Origin of the sequence: Ectopseudomonas toyotomiensis (assembly GCF_017167985.1) — a bacterium.
Taxonomy (GTDB): domain Bacteria; phylum Pseudomonadota; class Gammaproteobacteria; order Pseudomonadales; family Pseudomonadaceae; genus Aquipseudomonas; species Aquipseudomonas toyotomiensis.
The window spans coordinates 3,326,164-3,344,499 of the sequence record NZ_CP070505.1; the positions used below are offsets into that span (position 1 = coordinate 3,326,164).

Annotated in this window: 16 protein-coding genes; 9 read left to right on the top strand and 7 right to left on the bottom strand. The window is 64.0% G+C overall.

The features are described 5' to 3' along the window. Positions 1-203: 203 nt before the first annotated feature. On the bottom strand, positions 204-917 hold the full coding sequence (locus JWV26_RS15190; RefSeq protein ID WP_206417239.1) for an SIMPL domain-containing protein: 714 nt from the start codon (positions 915-917) through the stop codon (positions 204-206). 186 nt (positions 918-1,103) lie between these two features. On the opposite strand from JWV26_RS15190, the gene JWV26_RS15195 reads away from it, so the two are divergent. From JWV26_RS15195 to JWV26_RS15205, 3 genes are all read left to right on the top strand, one after another. Next, positions 1,104-2,357, top strand: a complete 1,254-nt coding sequence (locus JWV26_RS15195; RefSeq protein ID WP_017678902.1) for an ATP-binding protein — start codon at positions 1,104-1,106, stop codon at positions 2,355-2,357. A 15-nt stretch (positions 2,358-2,372) separates the two neighbouring features. Continuing rightward, entirely contained in the window at positions 2,373-2,933 is a 561-nt protein-coding gene (locus JWV26_RS15200) for a response regulator transcription factor (RefSeq protein ID WP_004424835.1), read from the top strand. 135 nt (positions 2,934-3,068) lie between these two features. Then, positions 3,069-4,010, top strand: coding sequence for an AEC family transporter (locus JWV26_RS15205; protein ID WP_206417240.1), 942 nt, complete (start codon positions 3,069-3,071; stop codon positions 4,008-4,010). A gap of 76 nt (positions 4,011-4,086) precedes the next feature. Here JWV26_RS15205 and JWV26_RS15210 read toward each other — a convergent pair whose 3' ends face one another. The 6 genes from JWV26_RS15210 to gatC all read right to left on the bottom strand — a co-directional run bounded on the left by JWV26_RS15210 (position 4,087) and on the right by gatC (position 9,374). After that, the gene (locus JWV26_RS15210; protein WP_206417241.1) at positions 4,087-4,473 is read right to left on the bottom strand and encodes a carboxymuconolactone decarboxylase family protein; all 387 of its coding nucleotides are present in this window, start codon (positions 4,471-4,473) and stop codon (positions 4,087-4,089) included. Positions 4,474-4,475: 2 nt separating this feature from the next. Beyond that, positions 4,476-5,570 (bottom strand): calcium/sodium antiporter, encoded by a 1,095-nt coding sequence (locus JWV26_RS15215; RefSeq protein WP_072423084.1) that lies wholly within the window; start codon positions 5,568-5,570, stop codon positions 4,476-4,478. Positions 5,571-5,661: 91 nt separating this feature from the next. After that, positions 5,662-6,036: a septal ring lytic transglycosylase RlpA family protein gene (locus tag JWV26_RS15220; protein ID WP_394327915.1), complete on the bottom strand. Its 375-nt coding sequence runs from the start codon at positions 6,034-6,036 to the stop codon at positions 5,662-5,664. Between the two features lie 120 nt (positions 6,037-6,156). After that, positions 6,157-7,605: an Asp-tRNA(Asn)/Glu-tRNA(Gln) amidotransferase subunit GatB gene (gatB, locus tag JWV26_RS15225; RefSeq protein ID WP_021488052.1), complete on the bottom strand. Its 1,449-nt coding sequence runs from the start codon at positions 7,603-7,605 to the stop codon at positions 6,157-6,159. A gap of 14 nt (positions 7,606-7,619) precedes the next feature. Continuing rightward, positions 7,620-9,071, bottom strand: a complete 1,452-nt coding sequence (gene gatA / locus JWV26_RS15230) for an Asp-tRNA(Asn)/Glu-tRNA(Gln) amidotransferase subunit GatA (protein WP_196456570.1) — start codon at positions 9,069-9,071, stop codon at positions 7,620-7,622. A gap of 15 nt (positions 9,072-9,086) precedes the next feature. Next, positions 9,087-9,374, bottom strand: coding sequence for an Asp-tRNA(Asn)/Glu-tRNA(Gln) amidotransferase subunit GatC (gene gatC, locus JWV26_RS15235; protein WP_021488054.1), 288 nt, complete (start codon positions 9,372-9,374; stop codon positions 9,087-9,089). Between the two features lie 239 nt (positions 9,375-9,613). Between gatC and mreB the strand changes: the two genes are divergently transcribed. The 6 genes from mreB to JWV26_RS15265 all read left to right on the top strand — a co-directional run bounded on the left by mreB (position 9,614) and on the right by JWV26_RS15265 (position 18,297). Continuing rightward, positions 9,614-10,651 carry a rod shape-determining protein MreB gene (gene mreB / locus JWV26_RS15240; RefSeq protein ID WP_013714086.1) on the top strand — a complete coding sequence of 346 codons (1,038 nt, stop codon included), beginning with the start codon at positions 9,614-9,616 and terminating at the stop codon, positions 10,649-10,651. Between the two features lie 188 nt (positions 10,652-10,839). Continuing rightward, entirely contained in the window at positions 10,840-11,757 is a 918-nt protein-coding gene (gene mreC, locus JWV26_RS15245) for a rod shape-determining protein MreC (RefSeq protein ID WP_239690035.1), read from the top strand. Then, positions 11,757-12,245, top strand: a complete 489-nt coding sequence (gene mreD, locus JWV26_RS15250) for a rod shape-determining protein MreD (RefSeq protein ID WP_004424808.1) — start codon at positions 11,757-11,759, stop codon at positions 12,243-12,245. Before mreC ends, mreD begins: the two co-directional genes overlap by 1 nt. Positions 12,246-12,294: 49 nt before the next feature. Then, on the top strand, positions 12,295-12,897 hold the full coding sequence (locus JWV26_RS15255; protein ID WP_206417242.1) for a Maf family protein: 603 nt from the start codon (positions 12,295-12,297) through the stop codon (positions 12,895-12,897). A gap of 103 nt (positions 12,898-13,000) precedes the next feature. Further along, entirely contained in the window at positions 13,001-14,458 is a 1,458-nt protein-coding gene (rng, locus tag JWV26_RS15260) for a ribonuclease G (protein ID WP_021488057.1), read from the top strand. A 17-nt stretch (positions 14,459-14,475) separates the two neighbouring features. After that, complete coding sequence (locus JWV26_RS15265; protein ID WP_206417243.1) at positions 14,476-18,297, top strand: YhdP family protein; 3,822 nt, start codon at positions 14,476-14,478, stop codon at positions 18,295-18,297. The last annotated feature ends 39 nt before the right edge of the window (positions 18,298-18,336 follow it).

The window sequence follows — 18,336 nt, forward strand, 5'->3', positions numbered from 1 at the left end:
TTGTGGTCCTTGAGGAGCCTCTTGTGGAGACCACCGCCGAAACTATGCAGGCCTTGTGCCCGAGGCAAGAGGGGCGCTGTACGGGAAATGGTTAGCGCTACAGTGCTGTAATTTGCTGTCGCATTTATGAAAATGTTGCAGAGAAAAGATGGCGAAACGCCGTTATCTGGCGATAACGGCGCTGCTTTGTTGCGGAGCGTGATTCAGGGCATCTGCACTTCGATGACGCCGTCGGCGCTGACCGTGACCTGGCTGGTACCGGCTTCGATTTCTGGCGCAGGCGCTGCTTCCATCATCGCCATGCCCTTGGCGGCGTAAGCGCGCATCGGCATCGGCGGCTGGAAACCGCCGGTGTTGAGGTTCAGGCTGACCAGCTTGTAGCCCTTGCCGCCAAGCGCTTCGGTGGCCAGCTGCGCGCGTGCCCTGAAGGCATTCACGGCGTCCTTGAGCATGGCGTCCTCGCGGGTCTTGCGGGTGTCGGTGGCGATGCTGAAATCCATGCCGGCCATCTTCATCGATTGCAGCAATTCACCGGTCAATGCGGAAAGCCGGGCGAAGTCGGCGCTTTCCAGGCGCACCTCGGCGCGCTCGCGCCAGGCGGTGATCTTCTGGCCCTTGTCGTCATACACCGGGTAGCTGTGGCGGCTGCCGAGCTTGACCGAAACACCACGCACCTGGCGCACTTGTTCCAGCGTCTTGTTGAGGGTGGTGGTGATCTTGGCGGCCAGCTTGGCCGGGTCGGTGTGCTGCGCTTCGGTATAGAGGGTGACGTGCATCAGATCGTGTGCCACTTCCTGGTTGACCTCGGCGCGCAGGGCGATCTGGTTGTAGCGCGCCTCGGCGGCCAGCAGGCCGGTGCTGGCCAGGCTGGCGGCGGTGAGGGCGAGGGCGGTGGCGATACGGGTCATGGTGCGCATGGTGCGGTTCCTTTTTCGATGGCCTTTTGGCCGTTTCCCGAGGTTAGACGAAGCCGAGTCGCGATCCGGGTTAACGCCGCTACAACTTTTTTCATCTAGGGCGTTGGTCAGGTGTGCGTCCGGTTGCCGCAGCGGCGGAAGGCCGCGCCAGGCTTGGTTATACTCGGCGCAACCAATGGAGTCGCCATGCTCGAACCCGTGCAGTTACTCTCCGCCAGTCGCCAGAATCTCTGGCGTCTGACCCTTATCCGTATTCTGGTGCTGGCCGCTCAGGCTGGCTCGGTCGGTCTCGCCTACAAGTCGGGCATGCTACCGCTACCCTGGTTGCAATTGTCGGTCACCCTCGGCGTTTCTCTGCTGCTGTGCCTGGGTACTGCCATGCGCTTGCGTGGCCCCTGGCCGGTGACCGAAGTCGAGTACGCCGTGCAGCTGGGCTGCGACCTGATCATTCACAGCGTGCTGCTGTATTACTCGGGCGGTTCGACCAACCCCTTCGTGTCCTATTATCTGGTGCCGCTGACCATCGCCGCGGCAACGCTGCCGTGGATGTTCACCATCGTCCTGGCCGGCCTGGCCTTGGCCGGTTACACCCTGCTGTTGGTGTGGACCCATCCGCTCGAGCTGCCGGCAGCGCGTGAGAGCCTGTTGGTCTACGGCATGTGGCTGAGCTTTGCCCTGTCTGCTGCGCTGATCACCTTCTTCGTTGCCAAGATGGCCGAGGAGCTGCGTCGCCAGGACGAGCTGCGCGCCGAACGCCGCGAAGAAAGCCTGCGTGACCAGCAACTGCTGGCCGTGGCCACTCAGGCCGCTGGCGCCGCCCATGAGCTGGGTACGCCGCTGGGCACCATGAGCGTGCTGCTCAAGGAGCTGCGCCAGGAGTATCGCGACAAGCCGGCGCTGCAGGATGACCTGGCCCTGCTGCAGGAGCAGGTCAAACTGTGCAAGTACACCCTGCAGCAACTGGTGCGTGCCGCCGAGAACGATCGGCGTCAGGCAGTGGTGGAGCAATCCTGTGTCGAATGGCTGGAAACCACTCTGAATCGCTGGCATCTGATGCGTCCCGAGGCCAGCTACCGCTATCAGTGCCTGGGCCGCGGCACGCCGCCGCGCATCATGCCACCGGCCGATCTCACCCAGGCGCTGCTCAACCTGCTCAACAACGCTGCCGACGCCTGCCCGGACAAACTCGACATTCGCCTGGACTGGGACCACCAGTGGCTGCGCCTGAGCATCCGCGACCACGGTGCCGGCGTGCCGCTGGCCATCGCCGAGCAGCTTGGCCGGCCCTTCTTCACCACCAAGGGCAAGGGGTTCGGCCTGGGGCTGTTCCTCAGCCAGGCCAGCGTGACCCGTGCTGGTGGCACGGTTAAGTTGTATAACCATGAAGAAGGCGGCACCCTCACCGAATTGAAGTTGCCGCGAGCCTATGGCGTGGCCTGACAAGGAAAACCCAGCATGAGCGACGAATCCCTGTTCGAAGGCGAAGAGCAGCCCCATCTGCTGCTGGTCGATGACGATCCCACCTTTACCCGCGTGATGGCGCGTGCCATGAGCCGCCGCGGTCTGCGCGTATCTACCGCCTCCAGCGCCGAAGAAGGCCTGGCCCTGGCCAAGGACGACCTGCCGGATTACGCCGTGGTCGACCTGAAGATGGAGGGCGACTCCGGTCTGGTGCTGCTGCCCAAGCTGCTGGAGCTGGACGCCGAGATGCGTGTGGTGATCCTCACCGGCTATTCCAGCATCGCCACCGCGGTGGAGGCGATCAAGCGTGGCGCGGCCAACTACCTGTGCAAACCGGCCGATGCCGACGACGTGCTCACCGCGCTGCTTTCCGAGCATGCCGACCTCGACAGCCTGGTGCCGGAAAATCCGATGTCGGTGGACCGCCTGCAGTGGGAACACATCCAGCGCGTGCTGGCCGAGCATGAAGGCAACATCTCCGCCACCGCCCGTGCCCTGGGCATGCATCGCCGCACCCTGCAGCGCAAGTTGCAGAAACGCCCGGTTCGCCGCTGAGGTCGTTGTAACCCGGATGCAATCCGGGGGGCAGCCGCGCCCCGGATTACGGATGCCGACTGCGCGGATTTTGCCCATAGCAGATAAATGCTTAGCCAGCTAACATAGGTCGTCAGACAACCTGCTGGTGTCGTCATGCTCGCCGTCGCTGCACAAACCCTTGCCATCACCGCGCCCGTGTTCGCCATGCTGTTTCTCGGCGTGGTGCTCAAACGCTTGCACTGGATCGATACGCCCTTCATCGATACCGCTTCGAGCCTGGTGTTTCGCGGCACCATGCCGACCCTGCTGTTTCTCGGTGTGGTCAAGGCGGACCTGGATGCGGCCATGCAGCCGCAGTTGCTGAGCTACTTCTTTCTCGCCACCACCGCGTCGTTCTTCGTTGCCTGGGCCTGGGCGATCTGGCGGGTGCCGTTCGAGGATCGTGGTATCTACACCCAGGGGGCCTTCCGCGGTAACAACGGTATCGTCGGCCTGGCACTGGCCACCAGCATGTACGGTGACTACGGCCTGTCGGTCGGCTCGTTGCTCGCCGCACTGGTGATCCTCTGCTACAACGCGCTCTCGGCGGTGGTTCTGGCCATCTACAGCCCGGGCGTGAAACCCGGTGCCAAGGCCATCGCGCGCAGCATCGTGACCAACCCGATGATCATTGGCGTGCTGCTGGCGGTACCGATTGCCTACTGGAAGATCCCGCTACCGCAGTGGTTCCTGACCTCGGCCGAGTACTTCGCGCAGATGACCCTGCCGCTGGCGCTGATCTGCATTGGCGGCACCCTGAGCCTGGCGTCGTTGCGCCGCAGCAGCGGCACAGCCATCGGCTCGGGCATGATGAAGATGGTCTGGCTGCCGCTGCTGAGCACCTTCGGCGCCTGGCTGTTGGGCTTTCGTGGGGCGGATCTGGCGATCCTGTTTCTCTATTTCGCCAGCCCGACGGCGGCGGCCAGCTTCGTCATGGCCCGCGCAGTGGGCGCCAACCATGAGCTGGCGGCAGCGATCATCGTCATCACCACCCTGGCGGCAGTGGTCACCACCAATGTCGGTTTATTGCTGTTGCAATGGGGTGGTTGGATCTAGGAGAGGGCGGCTACCAGCCTGTGTAGGGTGCGCCGTGCGCACCGATGGCGGTGATGGTTGGTGCGCACGGCAAATCCTACGAACTGGAGTTGCTCTGGTACTCGTCGATCACTTCCTGTGCCGCGCGGAAGGCGTCGATGCTGGCCGGCACGCCGGCATACACCGCACAGTGCAGCAGGGTTTCGCGGATTTCTTCGACCGTACAGCCGTTGTTCAGCGCGCCGCGCACGTGGCCCTTGAGTTCCTGCGGGCATTTCAGTGTGGTCAACGCAGCCAGGGTGATCAGGCTGCGGGTCGCGCGCGGCAGGCCGCTGCGCGTCCACACGCCGCCCCAGGCATGCTCGTTGACGAAATCCTGCAGCGGCTGGGTGAACTCGGTGGCGTTGCCCAGGGCGCGGTCGACGAACGCGTCGCCCATCACCTCACGGCGCACCTGCACACCGCGATCATGGTTATCACTCATGCTCATACCTGCTCGCCGCGTTGTTTGTGCCAGGCACGCCCGGCAATGATCACCAGGGTGATGGCGGTAAGCGGCAGTGCGTAGCCGATCATCGCGTCACCGAAGGTCTGAGCCAGCGGTCGGCCCGTGCTGAACATCACCAGATACAGGGTGTAGGCCACGTAGTAGCCCACGAACAGCAAGCCTTCCCAACGGTTGATGCGGTAGCCGCTGAAGAAGATCGGCAGGCAGGCCACGGCCACCGCGATCATTACCGGGAAGTCGAAAGCCAGCGCATTGGCGGCCACTGGAATGGCTGCCGGCGACACCAGCGAGGCCAGGCCCAGCACGCAGAGCAGGTTGAAAATATTGCTGCCGACGATATTGCCCACGGCGATGTCGCGCTCGCCCTTGAACGCCGCGATGATCGAGGTGGCCAGCTCCGGCAGTGAGGTGCCGATGGCGATCACGGTCAGGCCGATCACCAGCTCGGACAGGCCCAGTGCGCGCGCCAGCTGCACGGCGCCTTCGACCAGGAAGTTGGAACCCACCACCAACAGCACCAGGCCCGCGATGATAAGGCCGAGGTTGATCGCCCAGGCATAGGGCTTGGGCGCCTCGTCGAGACCGAATTCCTTGGCGAATTCGTCATCGTCGCCGCCCTTGTCCTTGCGCGCGCTGTAGATCAGGAAACCGGTATAGGCCAGCACGCCGGCGAACAGCAAGGCACCATCGAAACGGCTCAGTTCACCATCCCAGGCCAGGCCGAAGGTGACCAGGCTGGCGCCGATCATGATGGGTACGTCGAGGCGAATGAGCTGGCGTGAGACGACCAGTGGTGCGACCAAGGCGGTCACGCCCAGAATCAGCAGAACGTTGGCGATGTTGCTGCCGATCACGTTGCCGATGGCCAGGTCGCCGCTACCGTTGAAGGCCGATTGCACGCTGACCGCCGTTTCCGGCGCGCTGGTGCCGAAGGCCACCACGGTCAGGCCGATCACCAGTGGCGGAATGCCGAACTGTGCGGCCAGCTTGGCGGCGCCGCGTACCAACACCTCGGCGCCGGCAACCAGCAGCACCAGGCCGGCGATCAGGTAGACATAGGTCATCAGGGTCATTGCAGGGTAGCTCCGAAAAAAGTGCGGCTAGTGTAGCGATGACATTATTGGCCGCCAGGGGCCGCAGAAAGATTTTGTTGCCAATTGTTCCTCAGTCCAGCGCCTCGACCCTGACCGGCACCACGCCTGCGCGCAGCATGTCGAGGCGCACGGCGGCGGCGCGGGAAACGTCGATGACGCGACCGCGCACGAAGGGGCCGCGGTCGTTGATGCGCAGCACCACGCTGCGCTCGTTGTTCAGGTTGGTGACCCGTACCCGTGTGCCGAACGGCAGGGTGCGATGCGCCGCGGTCAGCGCGTTCTGATCGAAGCGTTCGCCGCTGGCGGTGCGCTGGCCGTGGTGGCGGTCACCGTAATAGGAGGCCTTGCCGGTTTCGCTGCTGCCTGAGCCGCCGCCGAAGGTGGAGCAGCCGCCCAGCAGGGCGAGCGCACCGAGCAGTGCCCATGTCTGTAGTCCGGATGCCATTCGGGGCAGTGAAGGTTCCCGGATTGCATCCGGGCTACGCATCGTCATGTTCGCGGTCTCCATGAAAAACGCCGGGCGAGCCCGGCGTCGTTGCAGCTAGCGTGAGCGAGCCGGCCTGGCTCAGCCTTCGAGCTTCTTCTTCAGCAGTTCGTTCACTTGCCCCGGGTTGGCCTTGCCCTTGGAGGCTTTCATGGCCTGGCCGACGAAGAAACCGAACATCTTGCCGCGCTTGGCTTCATCGCTGGCGCGGTATTGCTCGACCTGCTCGGCGTTGGCGGCCAGCACTTCATCGAGCATGGCTTCGATGGCGCCGGAGTCGGTAACCTGCTTGAGGCCCTTGTTCTCGATGATCTCGTCGGCGCTGGCGCCTTCACCGGCGGCCAGGGCTTCGAAGACCATCTTGGCGATCTTGCCGCTGATGGTGTTGTCCTTGATGCGCAGGATCATGCCGCCCAGTTGCTCGGCAGACACTGGCGACTGCTCGATCTCCAGGCCTTCCTTGTTGAGCAGGCTGGACAGCTCACCCATCACCCAGTTGGCCGACAGCTTGGCATCGCCGCAGGTCTTCTCCACCGCCTCGAAGTAATCGGCCAGTTCGCGGCTGGCAGACAGTACGCTGGCGTCGTAGGTGGACAGGCCGAACTGGCTTTCGAAACGCTCGCGCTTCTGCGGAGGCAGTTCGGGCAAGCCGGCGCGCAGTTCGTCGAGGAAGCTACGTTCGATCACCACCGGCAGCAGGTCCGGGCAGGGGAAGTAACGGTAGTCGTTGGCTTCTTCCTTGCTGCGCATGGAGCGGGTCTGATCCTTGTTCGGATCGTACAGGCGGGTTTCCTGCACCACCTTGCCGCCGTCCTCGATCAGTTCGATCTGGCGCTGTACCTCGTGGTTGATGGCCTTCTCGATAAAGCGGAACGAGTTGACGTTCTTGATCTCGGCGCGGGTGCCGAACTCTGCCTGGCCTTTCGGGCGCACCGAGACGTTGCAGTCGCAGCGCAGCGAGCCTTCGGCCATGTTGCCGTCGCAGATGCCCAGGTAACGCACGAGGGCGTGGATGGCCTTCACATAGGCCACGGCCTCCTTGGCCGAGCGGATGTCCGGCTCGGAAACGATCTCCAGCAACGGCGTGCCGGCACGGTTCAGGTCGATGCCACTCATGCCGTGGAAGTCTTCGTGCAGGCTCTTGCCAGCGTCCTCTTCCAGGTGCGCACGGGTGATGCCGATGCGCTTGACGGTGCCATCTTCCAGGGTGATGTCGAGGAAGCCCTTGCCGACGATGGGGTGATCCATCTGGCTGGTCTGATAGCCTTTGGGCAGGTCCGGGTAGAAGTAGTTCTTGCGCGCGAAGACGTTACGTTCGGCGATCTCGGCGTCGATGGCCAGGCCGAACTGGCAGGCCATGCGCACGGCTTCGGCGTTCAGCACCGGCAGGGTGCCGGGCATGCCGAGGTCGACCAGGCTGGCCTGGGTGTTGGGCTCGGCGCCAAAGGTAGTGGCGCTGGCCGAGAAAATCTTCGATTGGGTGCTGAGCTGAGCGTGGATCTCAAGCCCGATCACGGTTTCCCATTGCATGTCTTGATCCTTCCTCAGAAGCCGCTCGGTGCGTGTTTATGCCAGTCGCTGACCTGTTGGTACTGGTGCGCGACATTGAGCAGACGACCCTCCTGGAAATAGTTGCCGAGCAACTGCACGCCCACCGGCAGACCATCGACGAAGCCGGCTGGCATCGACAGGCCGGGGATGCCGGCCAGGTTGGCGGTGATGGTGTAGATGTCTTCCAGGTAGGCGGACACCGGGTCTGCGTTCTTCTCGCTGAGCTTCCAGGCCAGATTCGGCGTGGTCGGGCCGAGGATCACGTCGACGTCCTTGAAGGCGGCGACGAAGTCGTTCTTGATCAGCCGGCGAATCTGCTGGGCCTTGATGTAGTAGGCGTCGTAGTAGCCGGCGGACAGCGCGTAGGTGCCGACCATGATGCGCCGTTTGACCTCGGCACCGAAGCCTTCGCCGCGCGAGCGCTTGTACAGGTCCTGCAGGTCTTTCGGGTTCTCGCAGCGGTAGCCGAAGCGCACACCGTCGAAGCGCGACAGGTTGGAGCTGGCCTCGGCCGGTGCGATCACGTAGTAGGCGGGGATCGCGTGCTGCATGTTCGGCAGGCTAATGTCCTTGACGGTGGCGCCGAGCTTTTTCAGCTCTTCCACCACGGCCATCACCTTCTCACCGATGCGTGCATCGAGGCCGGCGCCGAAGTACTCCTTCGGCAGGCCGATGCGCAGGCCGGCCAGCGGCTGGGCGAGGGCGGCCAGGTAGTCATCCACCGGCTGATCGACACTGGTGCTGTCCTTGGTGTCAAAGCCGGCCATGGCTTGCAGCAGCAGCGCACAGTCTTCGGCAGTACGGGCCAGCGGGCCGCCCTGATCGAGGCTGGAGGCGTAGGCGATCATGCCCCAGCGCGAGACTCGGCCATAGGTCGGCTTGATGCCGGTGAGGTTGGTCAGCGCAGCCGGCTGACGGATCGAGCCGCCGGTGTCGGTGCCGGTGGCGGCCGGCAGCAGTCGTGCAGCGACCGCTGCGGCCGAACCACCCGAGGAGCCGCCCGGTACGCGGCTGGTGTCCCAGGGGTTCTTCACCGGGCCGTAGTGGCTGGACTCGTTGGCCGAGCCCATGGCGAATTCGTCCATGTTCAGCTTGCCCAGCGTGACGGTGCCGGCGGCCTTGAGTTTTTCCACCACGGTGGCGTCGTAGGGGGCCTTGAAGCCGGTAAGGATCTTCGAGCCACAGGACGTCAGCACGCCGTTGGTGCAGAACAGATCCTTGTGGGCGATCGGTGCGCCGAGCAGCGGGCTGTTTTCGCCGGCAGCACGACGGGCGTCCGCGGCCTTGGCCTGTTCGATGGCCAGATCTGCGGTGACGGTGATGAAGCTGTTGAGCTGCGGGTCGAGCTGCGCGATGCGCGCCAGCAGGCTGCGGCTCAGCTCTTCGGCGGAGAATTGCTTGTCGGCGAGGCCACGGGCGATCTCGGCCAGGGTCAGTTGATGCATGTCGAGCCCTTTCCTTTATTCGATGACTTTCGGCACGAGGTACAGGCCGCTTTCCACAGCCGGGGCGATGGCCTGGTAGGCGTCGCGCTGGTTGCTCTCGGTGACCACGTCGGCACGCAGGCGCTGGGTCGCTTCCAGCGGGTGGGCCAGGGGTTCGATGCCCTGGGTGTCGACGGCCTGCATTTGGTCGATCAGACCGAGAATGCTGTTCAGGGTCTCGGTGGTTTGCGGAATATCGCCTTCGTTCAGACCCAGGCGGGCCAGGTGGGCGATTTTTTCCACCTCGGAGCGTTCAAGCGCCATCGGGGGTTCTCCAGTGGAAGTGTGACAGAGGGGCATCGGTAAGCGGCTGCAGGGAACGGATGTCGCGAGCCAGCGGTCAAAGGCCGCGATGCGCAGCTACAAGGCCCGGAGAAACAGGCAATCTACCATATTGCCGCCTTGCTCAAAATCCCTGCCGTTGTTAGAGTTTGCCGCACTTTTTACCTGCGCGTTTTTCCGCGCCTGGCCTTCACCCACGCGTTGCCTAGGGTCCCTTCCTAATGTTCAAGAAACTGCGTGGCATGTTTTCCAGCGATCTGTCGATCGACCTGGGGACTGCCAATACCCTTATTTATGTGCGCGAGCGCGGTATCGTCCTGAATGAGCCGTCCGTGGTCGCGATCCGTACCCACGGCAACCAGAAGAGCGTCGTGGCCGTCGGCACCGAGGCCAAGCGCATGCTCGGCCGTACGCCTGGCAACATCTCCGCGATTCGCCCGATGAAGGACGGCGTGATCGCCGACTTCAGCGTCTGCGAGAAGATGCTGCAGTACTTCATCAACAAGGTTCACGAGAACAGCTTCCTGCAGCCGTCGCCGCGCGTGCTGATCTGCGTGCCGTGCAAGTCGACCCAGGTCGAGCGCCGCGCCATTCGTGAATCGGCCCTTGGTGCCGGTGCCCGGGAAGTGTTCCTGATCGAAGAGCCGATGGCCGCTGCCATCGGTGCCGGCCTGCCGGTCGAAGAGGCGCGCGGTTCGATGGTCGTCGACATCGGCGGTGGTACCACCGAGATCGCCCTGATTTCCCTGAACGGTGTGGTCTATGCCGAATCCGTGCGTGTCGGCGGCGACCGTTTCGACGAAGCCATCATCACCTACGTACGCCGCAACTACGGTTCGCTGATCGGTGAAGGTACCGCTGAGCGCATCAAGCAGGAAATCGGTACTGCTTACCCGGGCGGCGAGATCCGTGAAGTCGACGTACGCGGCCGCAACCTGGCTGAAGGCGTACCGCGCAGCTTCACCCTCAACTCCAACGAGGTGCTCGAAGCGCTGCAGGAATCCCTGGCGACCATCGTCCAGGCGGTCAAGAGCGCGCTGGAGCAATCGCCACCCGAGCTGGCTTCGGACATCGCCGAGCGCGGCCTGGTGCTGACCGGTGGTGGCGCGCTGCTGCGTGACCTGGACAAGCTGCTCTCCCAGGAAACCGGCCTGCCGGTAATCGTCGCCGAAGACCCGCTGACCTGCGTCGCTCGTGGCGGCGGCAAGGCCCTGGAAATGATGGACCGCCACGCCATGGACCTGCTCTCCACCGAGTAAGGGGTTCGCTAGTGGCTCGCTGTCGTGCCGCCTTCGGGCGGCACGCGCATATTCGAGCATTGCAGTACACTCGGCCCAACCTTCGCCTGACCGGTTTGCCTTTCGCATGAATTCGCGCGCTTTCCGCCCCTGTGGCGCACGAGGAGCAGGTCATTAAGCCGCTCTTCGCCAAAGGTCCCTCGCTGGGCATTCGTCTGCTGGTATTTGCCGTACTGTCGGCGGTGCTGATGGTGGTCGATGCCCGCTTCGAGACGCTCAAGCCGCTGCGCAGCCAGATGGGGCTGGTGCTCACGCCTTTCTATTGGCTGGCCGATGTGCCCGTACGCGTCTGGGATGGGGCAACTCAGCAGATTTCCTCGCGCAGCGAACTGATGGCCGAGAACGAGAAGCTCAAGGCCGAGGCCCTGCTGCTGCAGCGCCGCCTGCAGAAGCTGGCAGCGCTGACCGAGCAGAACGTGCGTCTGCGCGAACTGCTCAATTCCGCCGCGCTGGTGGACGAGGAAGTGCTGGTCGGTGAGCTGATCGGCGTTGATCCCAACCCCTATACCCACCGCATCCTGATCGACAAGGGTGAGAAGGATGGCGTGTTCCTCGGTCAGCCGGTGCTCGATGCTCGCGGGCTGATGGGCCAGGTGGTCGAGATCATGCCCTACACCTCGCGCGTGCTGTTGCTCACCGACAACACCCACAGCATCCCGGTGCAGGTCAATCGCAACGGTCTGCGTGCCATTGCCGTCGGCACCGGCAACCCGGAGCGCCTGGAGCTGCGTCACGTCGCCGATACCGCCGATATCAAGGAGGGCGATCTGCTGGTCAGCTCCGGCATGGGCCAGCGCTTCCCGGCCGGCTACCCGGTGGCCACGGTCAAGGAAGTGATTCATGACTCCGGCCAGCCTTTCGCCATCGTCCGTGCCGTACCGACCGCTGCGCTCAATCGCAGCCGTTACCTGCTGCTGGTGTTCTCCGACCGGCGCACGCCCGAGCAGCGCGCCAACGATTCCGCCGAGGCCCAGGAAGCCGCCGACCGCGAAGCCGAGCAGGCGCGCAGTGGCGAGCCGGCCGCTGACGCACCGGCCGCTGACGCCCCTGCACAGGAGACCAACTGATGGCTGGCGTACAGCCCCGTAACGGCTGGGTGATCTGGCTGAGCCTGGCGCTCGGTTTGTTGCTCAGTGTTTCGCCGTTGCCCGAATTCATGCAGATCGGTCGCCCGCTGTGGGTCGCCTTGATTCTCACCTACTGGGTACTGGCCCTGCCGCATCGCGTCGGCATGACCACCGCCTGGATTCTTGGCCTGGCGCAGGACGTACTGTTCGGTACGCTGCTCGGGCAGAACGCCTTGATTCTCACCCTGATCACCTTTCTGGTGCTGAGCTTGCACCAGCGCCTGCGCATGTTTCCCATGTGGCAGCAGAGCATGGTGCTGATGGTGGTGTTCGGTCTCGCCCAGCTGGTTCAGCTGTGGCTCAATGCCCTGACCGGTAGTCGTCCTCCAACCCTGGCCTTCGTCCTGCCGGCACTGGTCAGCGCTCTGCTGTGGCCCTGGATCTGCGCCATCCTGCGCGGTCTGCACCTGCGCCTCAACGTCAACTGAACGCGGCCTGCCGCACGGCTGGCCGCGGTTCGCCAAGGGAGATACCCGCATGGCCGAGCTGTTTCTGGCCTCCGCCTCGCCCCGTCGCCGTGAATTGCTGGCTCAGATCGCTGTGCCTTGCGTCACGCAAATCGCTTCGATAGACGAAACCCCATTGCCAGATGAGCCGCCAGCAGCCTATGTAGAGCGTCTGGCGCATGAGAAAGCGCGCGCCGGTCTGCTCGCCTTGGGCGGGCGTGACGATGCCGTGGTGTTGGGCGCCGACACCGCTGTGGTGCTCGATGGACGCATTCTTGGCAAACCGGCGGACCTCAATGAGTCGCGCGCCATGCTGCAGGCCCTGTCCGGGCGCAGCCATCAGGTACTGACGGCCGTGGCGTTGGTCGGTGGTGGCCGCGAGGCGGCGCGAGTGGTCAGCAGCGACGTGAGCTTTCGTCCTATCAGCGAGGCGGAAATCGAGGCCTACTGGGCCAGCGGCGAACCATGTGACAAAGCGGGCAGTTATGGTATCCAGGGGTTGGCGGCCGTGTTCGTCAACCAATTGCAGGGCAGCTATTCGGCAGTGGTCGGTCTACCGCTGTGCGAAACTGCAGAGCTGCTTGGCGAATTCGGTATTGCCTGCTGGCAGTTGCCGACGCAAGGGCCGCGTTAAACCCCAGGCGGTGGCAGCATAGGTAGTTTTTTGGACGTGCCCGAAAGCTTGAGTCCGCGGGGCGGTGCAGTGGCCCGGCCGGCATGATCACCAGGATGGATGCATGAGCGAAGAGATTCTGATCAATATCACGCCGATGGAGTCGCGCGTGGCGGTGGTGGAAAACGGCGTGCTGCAGGAAGTGCACGTCGAGCGCACGCAAAAGCGCGGCATCGTCGGCAACATCTACAAGGGCAAGGTGGTGCGCGTGCTGCCCGGCATGCAGGCGGCCTTCGTCGATATTGGCCTGGAGCGTGCGGCCTTCATTCATGCTTCCGAGATTTCTACCCGCGAGGGCACTGCGGTGGAGCCGATCAGCGCCCTGGTGCACGAAGGGCAGAGCCTGGTGGTGCAGGTCACCAAGGACCCCATCGGCAGCAAGGGGGCGCGTCTGACCACTCAGTTGTCGATCCCTTCGCGTTATCTGGTGTACATGCCACGCACCAGTCATGTTGGTATTTCCCTGAAGATCGAAGACGAAGCAGAGCGCGAGCGCCTCAAGCAGGTGGTCGCCGATTGCGTCGCCGCCGAAGGCATCGAGGAGGCCGGCGGCTTCATCCTGCGCACCGCTGCCGAGGGTGCAGGTGCTGATGAAATCCTGATCGACATCCGTTATCTGCGCCGCCTCTGGGACCAGATCGGTGCGCAGATCCAGAACTGCAAGGCGCCCACGGTGATCTACGAGGATCTGTCCCTGGCGCTGCGCACCCTGCGTGACCTGGTCAGCCCGCGGACCGAGAAGATTCGCGTGGACTCGCGGGAAACCTTCCAGAAAATCACCCAGTTCGTCGCCGAATTGATGCCGGAGATCGCTGATCGTCTCGAGCACTATCCTGGCGAGCGGCCGATATTCGACCTGTACGGTGTCGAGGACGAAATCCAGCGCGCACTGGAGCGCAAGGTGCCGCTGAAGTCCGGCGGTTACCTAGTGGTCGATCCCGCCGAGGCGATGAGTACCATCGACGTCAACACCGGTGCCTTCGTTGGTCATCGCACCCTCGAAGAAACCATCTTCAAGACCAATCTCGAGGCAGCCACGGCCATTGCCCGCCAGCTGCGTCTGCGCAACCTGGGCGGCATCATCATCATCGACTTCATCGACATGGAAGACGAAGAGCACCAGCGCCAGGTACTGCGTACCCTGGAGAAGCAGCTCGAGCGTGATCATGCCAAGACCAACATCATCGGCATCACCGAACTCGGCCTGGTGCAGATGACCCGCAAGCGCACGCGCGAAAGCCTCGAACAGATTCTCTGCGAGCCCTGCAGTGCCTGCCAGGGGCGCGGCAAGTTGAAGACGCCGGAGACCATCTGCTACGAGATCTTCCGCGAAATTCTGCGTGAAGCCCGCGCCTACCAGGCGGAAAGCTATCGCGTGCTGGCCAACCAGAAGGTGGTCGATCGCCTGCTCGATGAAGAGTCGGGCAACGTCGCCGATCTGGAGGCCTTTATCGGACGTACCATCAAGTTCCAGGTGGAAACCATGTATTCCCAGGAACAGTACGACGTGGTGCTGCTCTGAGCACGGGGGCTGTCGAGGTGAACGCCCTGGCGCGCCTGTTTACGGCGCTGCTGCGCTGGGGCCTGGGTCTTTGTGCCGCCTTGCTGGTGCTGGCTGCGCTGTATGTCAGCCTGGGCCGAGAGCTGGTGCCGCTGGTGGCTGAATATCGGCTCGAACTGGAAGATCGTGCCACGGCGCAGCTGGGTGTACCGGTGCGGATCGGTCGCCTCGAAGGTCGCTGGCAGGGCTTTGCCCCGGTGCTGGAGGCGCATGACGTGCGCCTGGGTAGCGAAGAGGACGGCCTGAGCCTGGAGCGCGTACGACTGGTGCCGGATGTGGGCGGCAGCCTGCTGGCCCGCCAGCCGCGTATCGCTCACCTGCAGTTCGACGGTCTGCAGCTGAATGTGCAGCAGAACGCCGATGGCGGCTGGCAGCTGCAAGGGGTGCCACAGCGCAGCGGTCCCGAGTTGAATGTCGAACAGTTGCTGGAGCAGTTGCAGATCGTGCACCGCATCAGTCTGCTCGACAGTCGCGTGGTGCTGCAGCCGCTCGATCAGCAGCCGCTGCTGCTCAGCTACGTCAACCTGAGCCTGCGCTATGGCAGCAACAGTCAGCGCCTCGACGGCCGCCTGCTGTTGCCTGATGGTCAGCCTGTGGCGCTGCGACTGCGCACGCGCATGCAGCCCAGGACCTGGCGCGAGGCGCAGTCCGAGCTTTATCTGAGCCTGCCGCAGAGCGACTGGGCGACCTGGCTGCCGGCATCGCTGCTCGGTGACTGGCAGCTACAGCGTCTGCAGGCAGGCGGAGAGCTGTGGCTGGAGGGCCGTGGCCTGGCCTTGGACAAGGGCGCCTTGCGTCTGCATGCCCCCGAGCTGGTCGGCGGCCAGGCCAAGCATGAGGCAGTGACGCTGAAGGACCTGGCCTTCAATGCCTTCTTCTCTCAAGACAAGCAGGGCGTGCGGGCGCAGATCGACTCCCTGGCCCTGACCCATGGTGAGCAGCGCATCGGCGAGCTACACCTGAATCTGAAGCAGAGCGATGAAGGCGAAACCGACGAGCGCTGGGCGCTGAGCGCCGATCGCCTCGATCTGGCGGCCTGGGCGCCGCTGGTGCAGGCGCTTATGCCGATGCCCGACCAGGCCCGCGATGTTCTGGTCGCGCTGGCTCCGGTGGGCGCGGTGAACAACCTGTTGCTCGACTACTACCCGCAGCGTGAAGGCGCCGAGAGCCTGCAGTTCGCCGCCAATCTGGACAGGGTGGGCGTTCAGGCCTACCACGGTGCGCCGGCTGCCGATAACGTCAGTGGCAGTGCCTCGGGCAATATGTTCCAGGGTGAGCTGCGCCTGAACAGCGAGAATTTCGCGCTGCATCTGGATCAACTGTTCCCCAAGCCCTGGCGCTATCGCCATGCCCAGGCGCGGTTGAGCTGGGACTGGAGTGAAACAGGCCTGACCCTGTACAGCCCCTACATGCGCGTCGACGGCGAGGAGGGACAGGTCGCCGGTGACATGCTGATTCGCCTGCTGCGCGACCCAGAGGCCGAGGACTACATGGACCTGCGTGTCGGCATGCGTGACGGCGATGCGGCCTACACCGAGAAGTACCTGCCGAGTCGCGCGCCGGGTATGAGCGCCGAGCTCGACCAATGGCTGAAGACTGCCATTCGTGCTGGCCATGTCGAAGAAGGCTACTTCCAGTATCAGGGCTCGCTGAACAAGGGGGCCTCGCTGGGGGCACGCAGCCTCAGCCTGTTCTTCAAGGTCAAGGATGCCGAGCTGGCCTTCCAGCCCGGTTGGCCGTCGCTGCGCGAGGGCATGGGTGAGGTGCTGATCGAGGATGATGCAGTGCGCGTGCGTCTGCAGAGCGGGCGCTTGCAGGAAAGCACAGTCAGTAATGTCGTGGCCAATATTCCGCTGTTGCACGACGGCAAGCCGCCGCGCCTGCAGCTCGATGGTGAGGTGCAGAGCAGCCTGAGTGGTGCCATCAAGCTGTTGCAAGAGGCACCACTGGGAACAGCGGAAATCTTCGACGGCTGGCAGGGCGAGGGGCCTCTGGCCGGGCGCCTGCAGTTGGATATTCCGTTACAGAAAGGACAGCCGCCCGGTGTGGTGGTGGACTTCGCCACCGAGGGTGCCAACCTCAAACTGGCCAATCCCGACCTGCAACTGAGCAAGGTGCAGGGGGCGTTTCGCTTCGACAGCGCTGCCGGGCTCAGCGCGCCGGACGTTCGCGCCGAGGTCTTCGGGCGCCAGGTGCGCGGCAATATCCGCGCCGAGGGCGCACGTGGGCAGGCGCGTACGTTGTTCGATCTACGTGGGCAGGTTCAGGTCGATACCCTCAGCCAGTGGCTGGGTGGGCCGGCGAAACTACCGGCCAGCGGACTATTGCCTTATCGCCTGCGCCTGACCCTGGATGGCGATGACAGCAAGCTGCGCGTCGATTCCAACCTGCGCGGTGTGGCGATCGATCTGCCGGCGCCCTTCGGCAAGGCGGCGCAGCAGGAGCGTGATACCGATTGGCGCATGACCCTTGCCGGGCGCGAGCGTCGTTACTGGGCGAATTATGGCGAGCTGGTCAGCCTGAGTCTGGCCGCGCCCCCGGGGGCGCTGGCAGATGGCCGCGGTGAACTGGTGCTTGGTGGCGGCGCTGCCGGCTTGCCGCCCGGCCAGGGGCTGCGAGTGCGTGGGCGTCTGGACGAGCTGGACCTGGATGCCTGGAAGCAGCTGGGCACCGATCATCCGGTCAAGGTGGACGCTGACAGCCAGCGTCTGCTGCGTAGTGCGCGGCTGGATATCGGGCGTTTCCGCGGCTTTGGTCAGGAGGTCGAGCAACTGACGCTTGGCCTGGAACGAGAAGCTCAGGGCTGGGCCTTGCAGCTCGACAGCGAGCTGGCGACGGGGCGTGTGCTGCTGGCTGATGCCGAGGGAGCGCCTATTCGTATCGATCTGCAGCATGTGCGCTTGCCGGCGCCGGACCCCGAGGCGGCGAAGGCCAGCGATGCGCCCGATCCCTTGACCGATTTCGACCCCAGTCAGATTCCGGCGCTGGATATCGCCATCGCGCGCGTGCAGCGCGGTGACAAGGTGCTGGGCGCCTGGTCGCTGAAGGTGCGTCCGGAGGAGCAGGGCGTGCGCTTCGAGGAGCTCGACCTCGACCTGCAAGGGCTGAAGATCGGCGGTAGTGCCGGTTGGCGTGGTACGCCGGGCAACACCAGCAGTTGGTACAAGGGGCGCCTGCAGGGCAAGGATCTCAGCGATATTCTCAAGGCTTGGGATTTCGCCCCCAGCGTCACCAGTGAAAGTTTCCGGGTGGACGCCGACGGTAACTGGCCCGGTTCGCCTGCCTGGTTCTCGCTCAAGCGCTTCTCCGGCAATCTCGATGCCTCGCTGCGCAAAGGTCAGTTCGTCGAAGTGCAGGGCTCGGCTCAGGCGCTGCGCGTGTTTGGCCTGCTCAACTTCAACTCCATTGGCCGCCGCCTGCGTCTGGATTTCTCCGACCTGCTGGGCAAGGGGCTGAGTTACGACCGGGTCAAGGGTAACCTGCAGGCGACCAATGGCCTGTTCGTGACGCATGAGCCAATCACCCTGAGTGGGCCTTCGAGCAACCTGGAGCTCAATGGCAATCTCGACATGCGCAACGAGCGCATCGATGCCAAGCTGCTGGTGACCCTGCCGGTGACCAACAACCTGCCGCTGGCGGCGCTGATCGTCGGCGCCCCGGCGGTTGGTGGGGCGCTGTTCGTGGTGGATAAATTGCTCGGTGACAAGGTCGCCCGCTTCGCCAGTGTGCAGTACGACGTCAAGGGCCCGATGCAGGACCCGGAGATCAGCTTCGACAAACCCTTCGAAAAACCGCAATGAGGTTGCGTCTTGGCGTAGGCTGTTACACCAAGCCGCAAA

What these genes read in the sequence shown, in the direction of transcription:
- JWV26_RS15190 (WP_206417239.1), bottom strand. Translation starts at nt 917, where the DNA reads ATGCGCACCATGACCCGTATCGCCACCGCCCTCGCCCTCACCGCCGCC.
- JWV26_RS15195 (WP_017678902.1), top strand. Translation starts at nt 1,104, where the DNA reads ATGCTCGAACCCGTGCAGTTACTCTCCGCCAGTCGCCAGAATCTCTGG.
- JWV26_RS15200 (WP_004424835.1), top strand. Translation starts at nt 2,373, where the DNA reads ATGAGCGACGAATCCCTGTTCGAAGGCGAAGAGCAGCCCCATCTGCTG.
- JWV26_RS15205 (WP_206417240.1), top strand. Translation starts at nt 3,069, where the DNA reads ATGCTCGCCGTCGCTGCACAAACCCTTGCCATCACCGCGCCCGTGTTC.
- JWV26_RS15210 (WP_206417241.1), bottom strand. Translation starts at nt 4,473, where the DNA reads ATGAGTGATAACCATGATCGCGGTGTGCAGGTGCGCCGTGAGGTGATG.
- JWV26_RS15215 (WP_072423084.1), bottom strand. Translation starts at nt 5,570, where the DNA reads ATGACCCTGATGACCTATGTCTACCTGATCGCCGGCCTGGTGCTGCTG.
- JWV26_RS15220 (WP_394327915.1), bottom strand. Translation starts at nt 6,036, where the DNA reads ATGGCATCCGGACTACAGACATGGGCACTGCTCGGTGCGCTCGCCCTG.
- gatB (WP_021488052.1), bottom strand. Translation starts at nt 7,605, where the DNA reads ATGCAATGGGAAACCGTGATCGGGCTTGAGATCCACGCTCAGCTCAGC.
- gatA (WP_196456570.1), bottom strand. Translation starts at nt 9,071, where the DNA reads ATGCATCAACTGACCCTGGCCGAGATCGCCCGTGGCCTCGCCGACAAG.
- gatC (WP_021488054.1), bottom strand. Translation starts at nt 9,374, where the DNA reads ATGGCGCTTGAACGCTCCGAGGTGGAAAAAATCGCCCACCTGGCCCGC.
- mreB (WP_013714086.1), top strand. Translation starts at nt 9,614, where the DNA reads ATGTTCAAGAAACTGCGTGGCATGTTTTCCAGCGATCTGTCGATCGAC.
- mreD (WP_004424808.1), top strand. Translation starts at nt 11,757, where the DNA reads ATGGCTGGCGTACAGCCCCGTAACGGCTGGGTGATCTGGCTGAGCCTG.
- JWV26_RS15255 (WP_206417242.1), top strand. Translation starts at nt 12,295, where the DNA reads ATGGCCGAGCTGTTTCTGGCCTCCGCCTCGCCCCGTCGCCGTGAATTG.
- rng (WP_021488057.1), top strand. Translation starts at nt 13,001, where the DNA reads ATGAGCGAAGAGATTCTGATCAATATCACGCCGATGGAGTCGCGCGTG.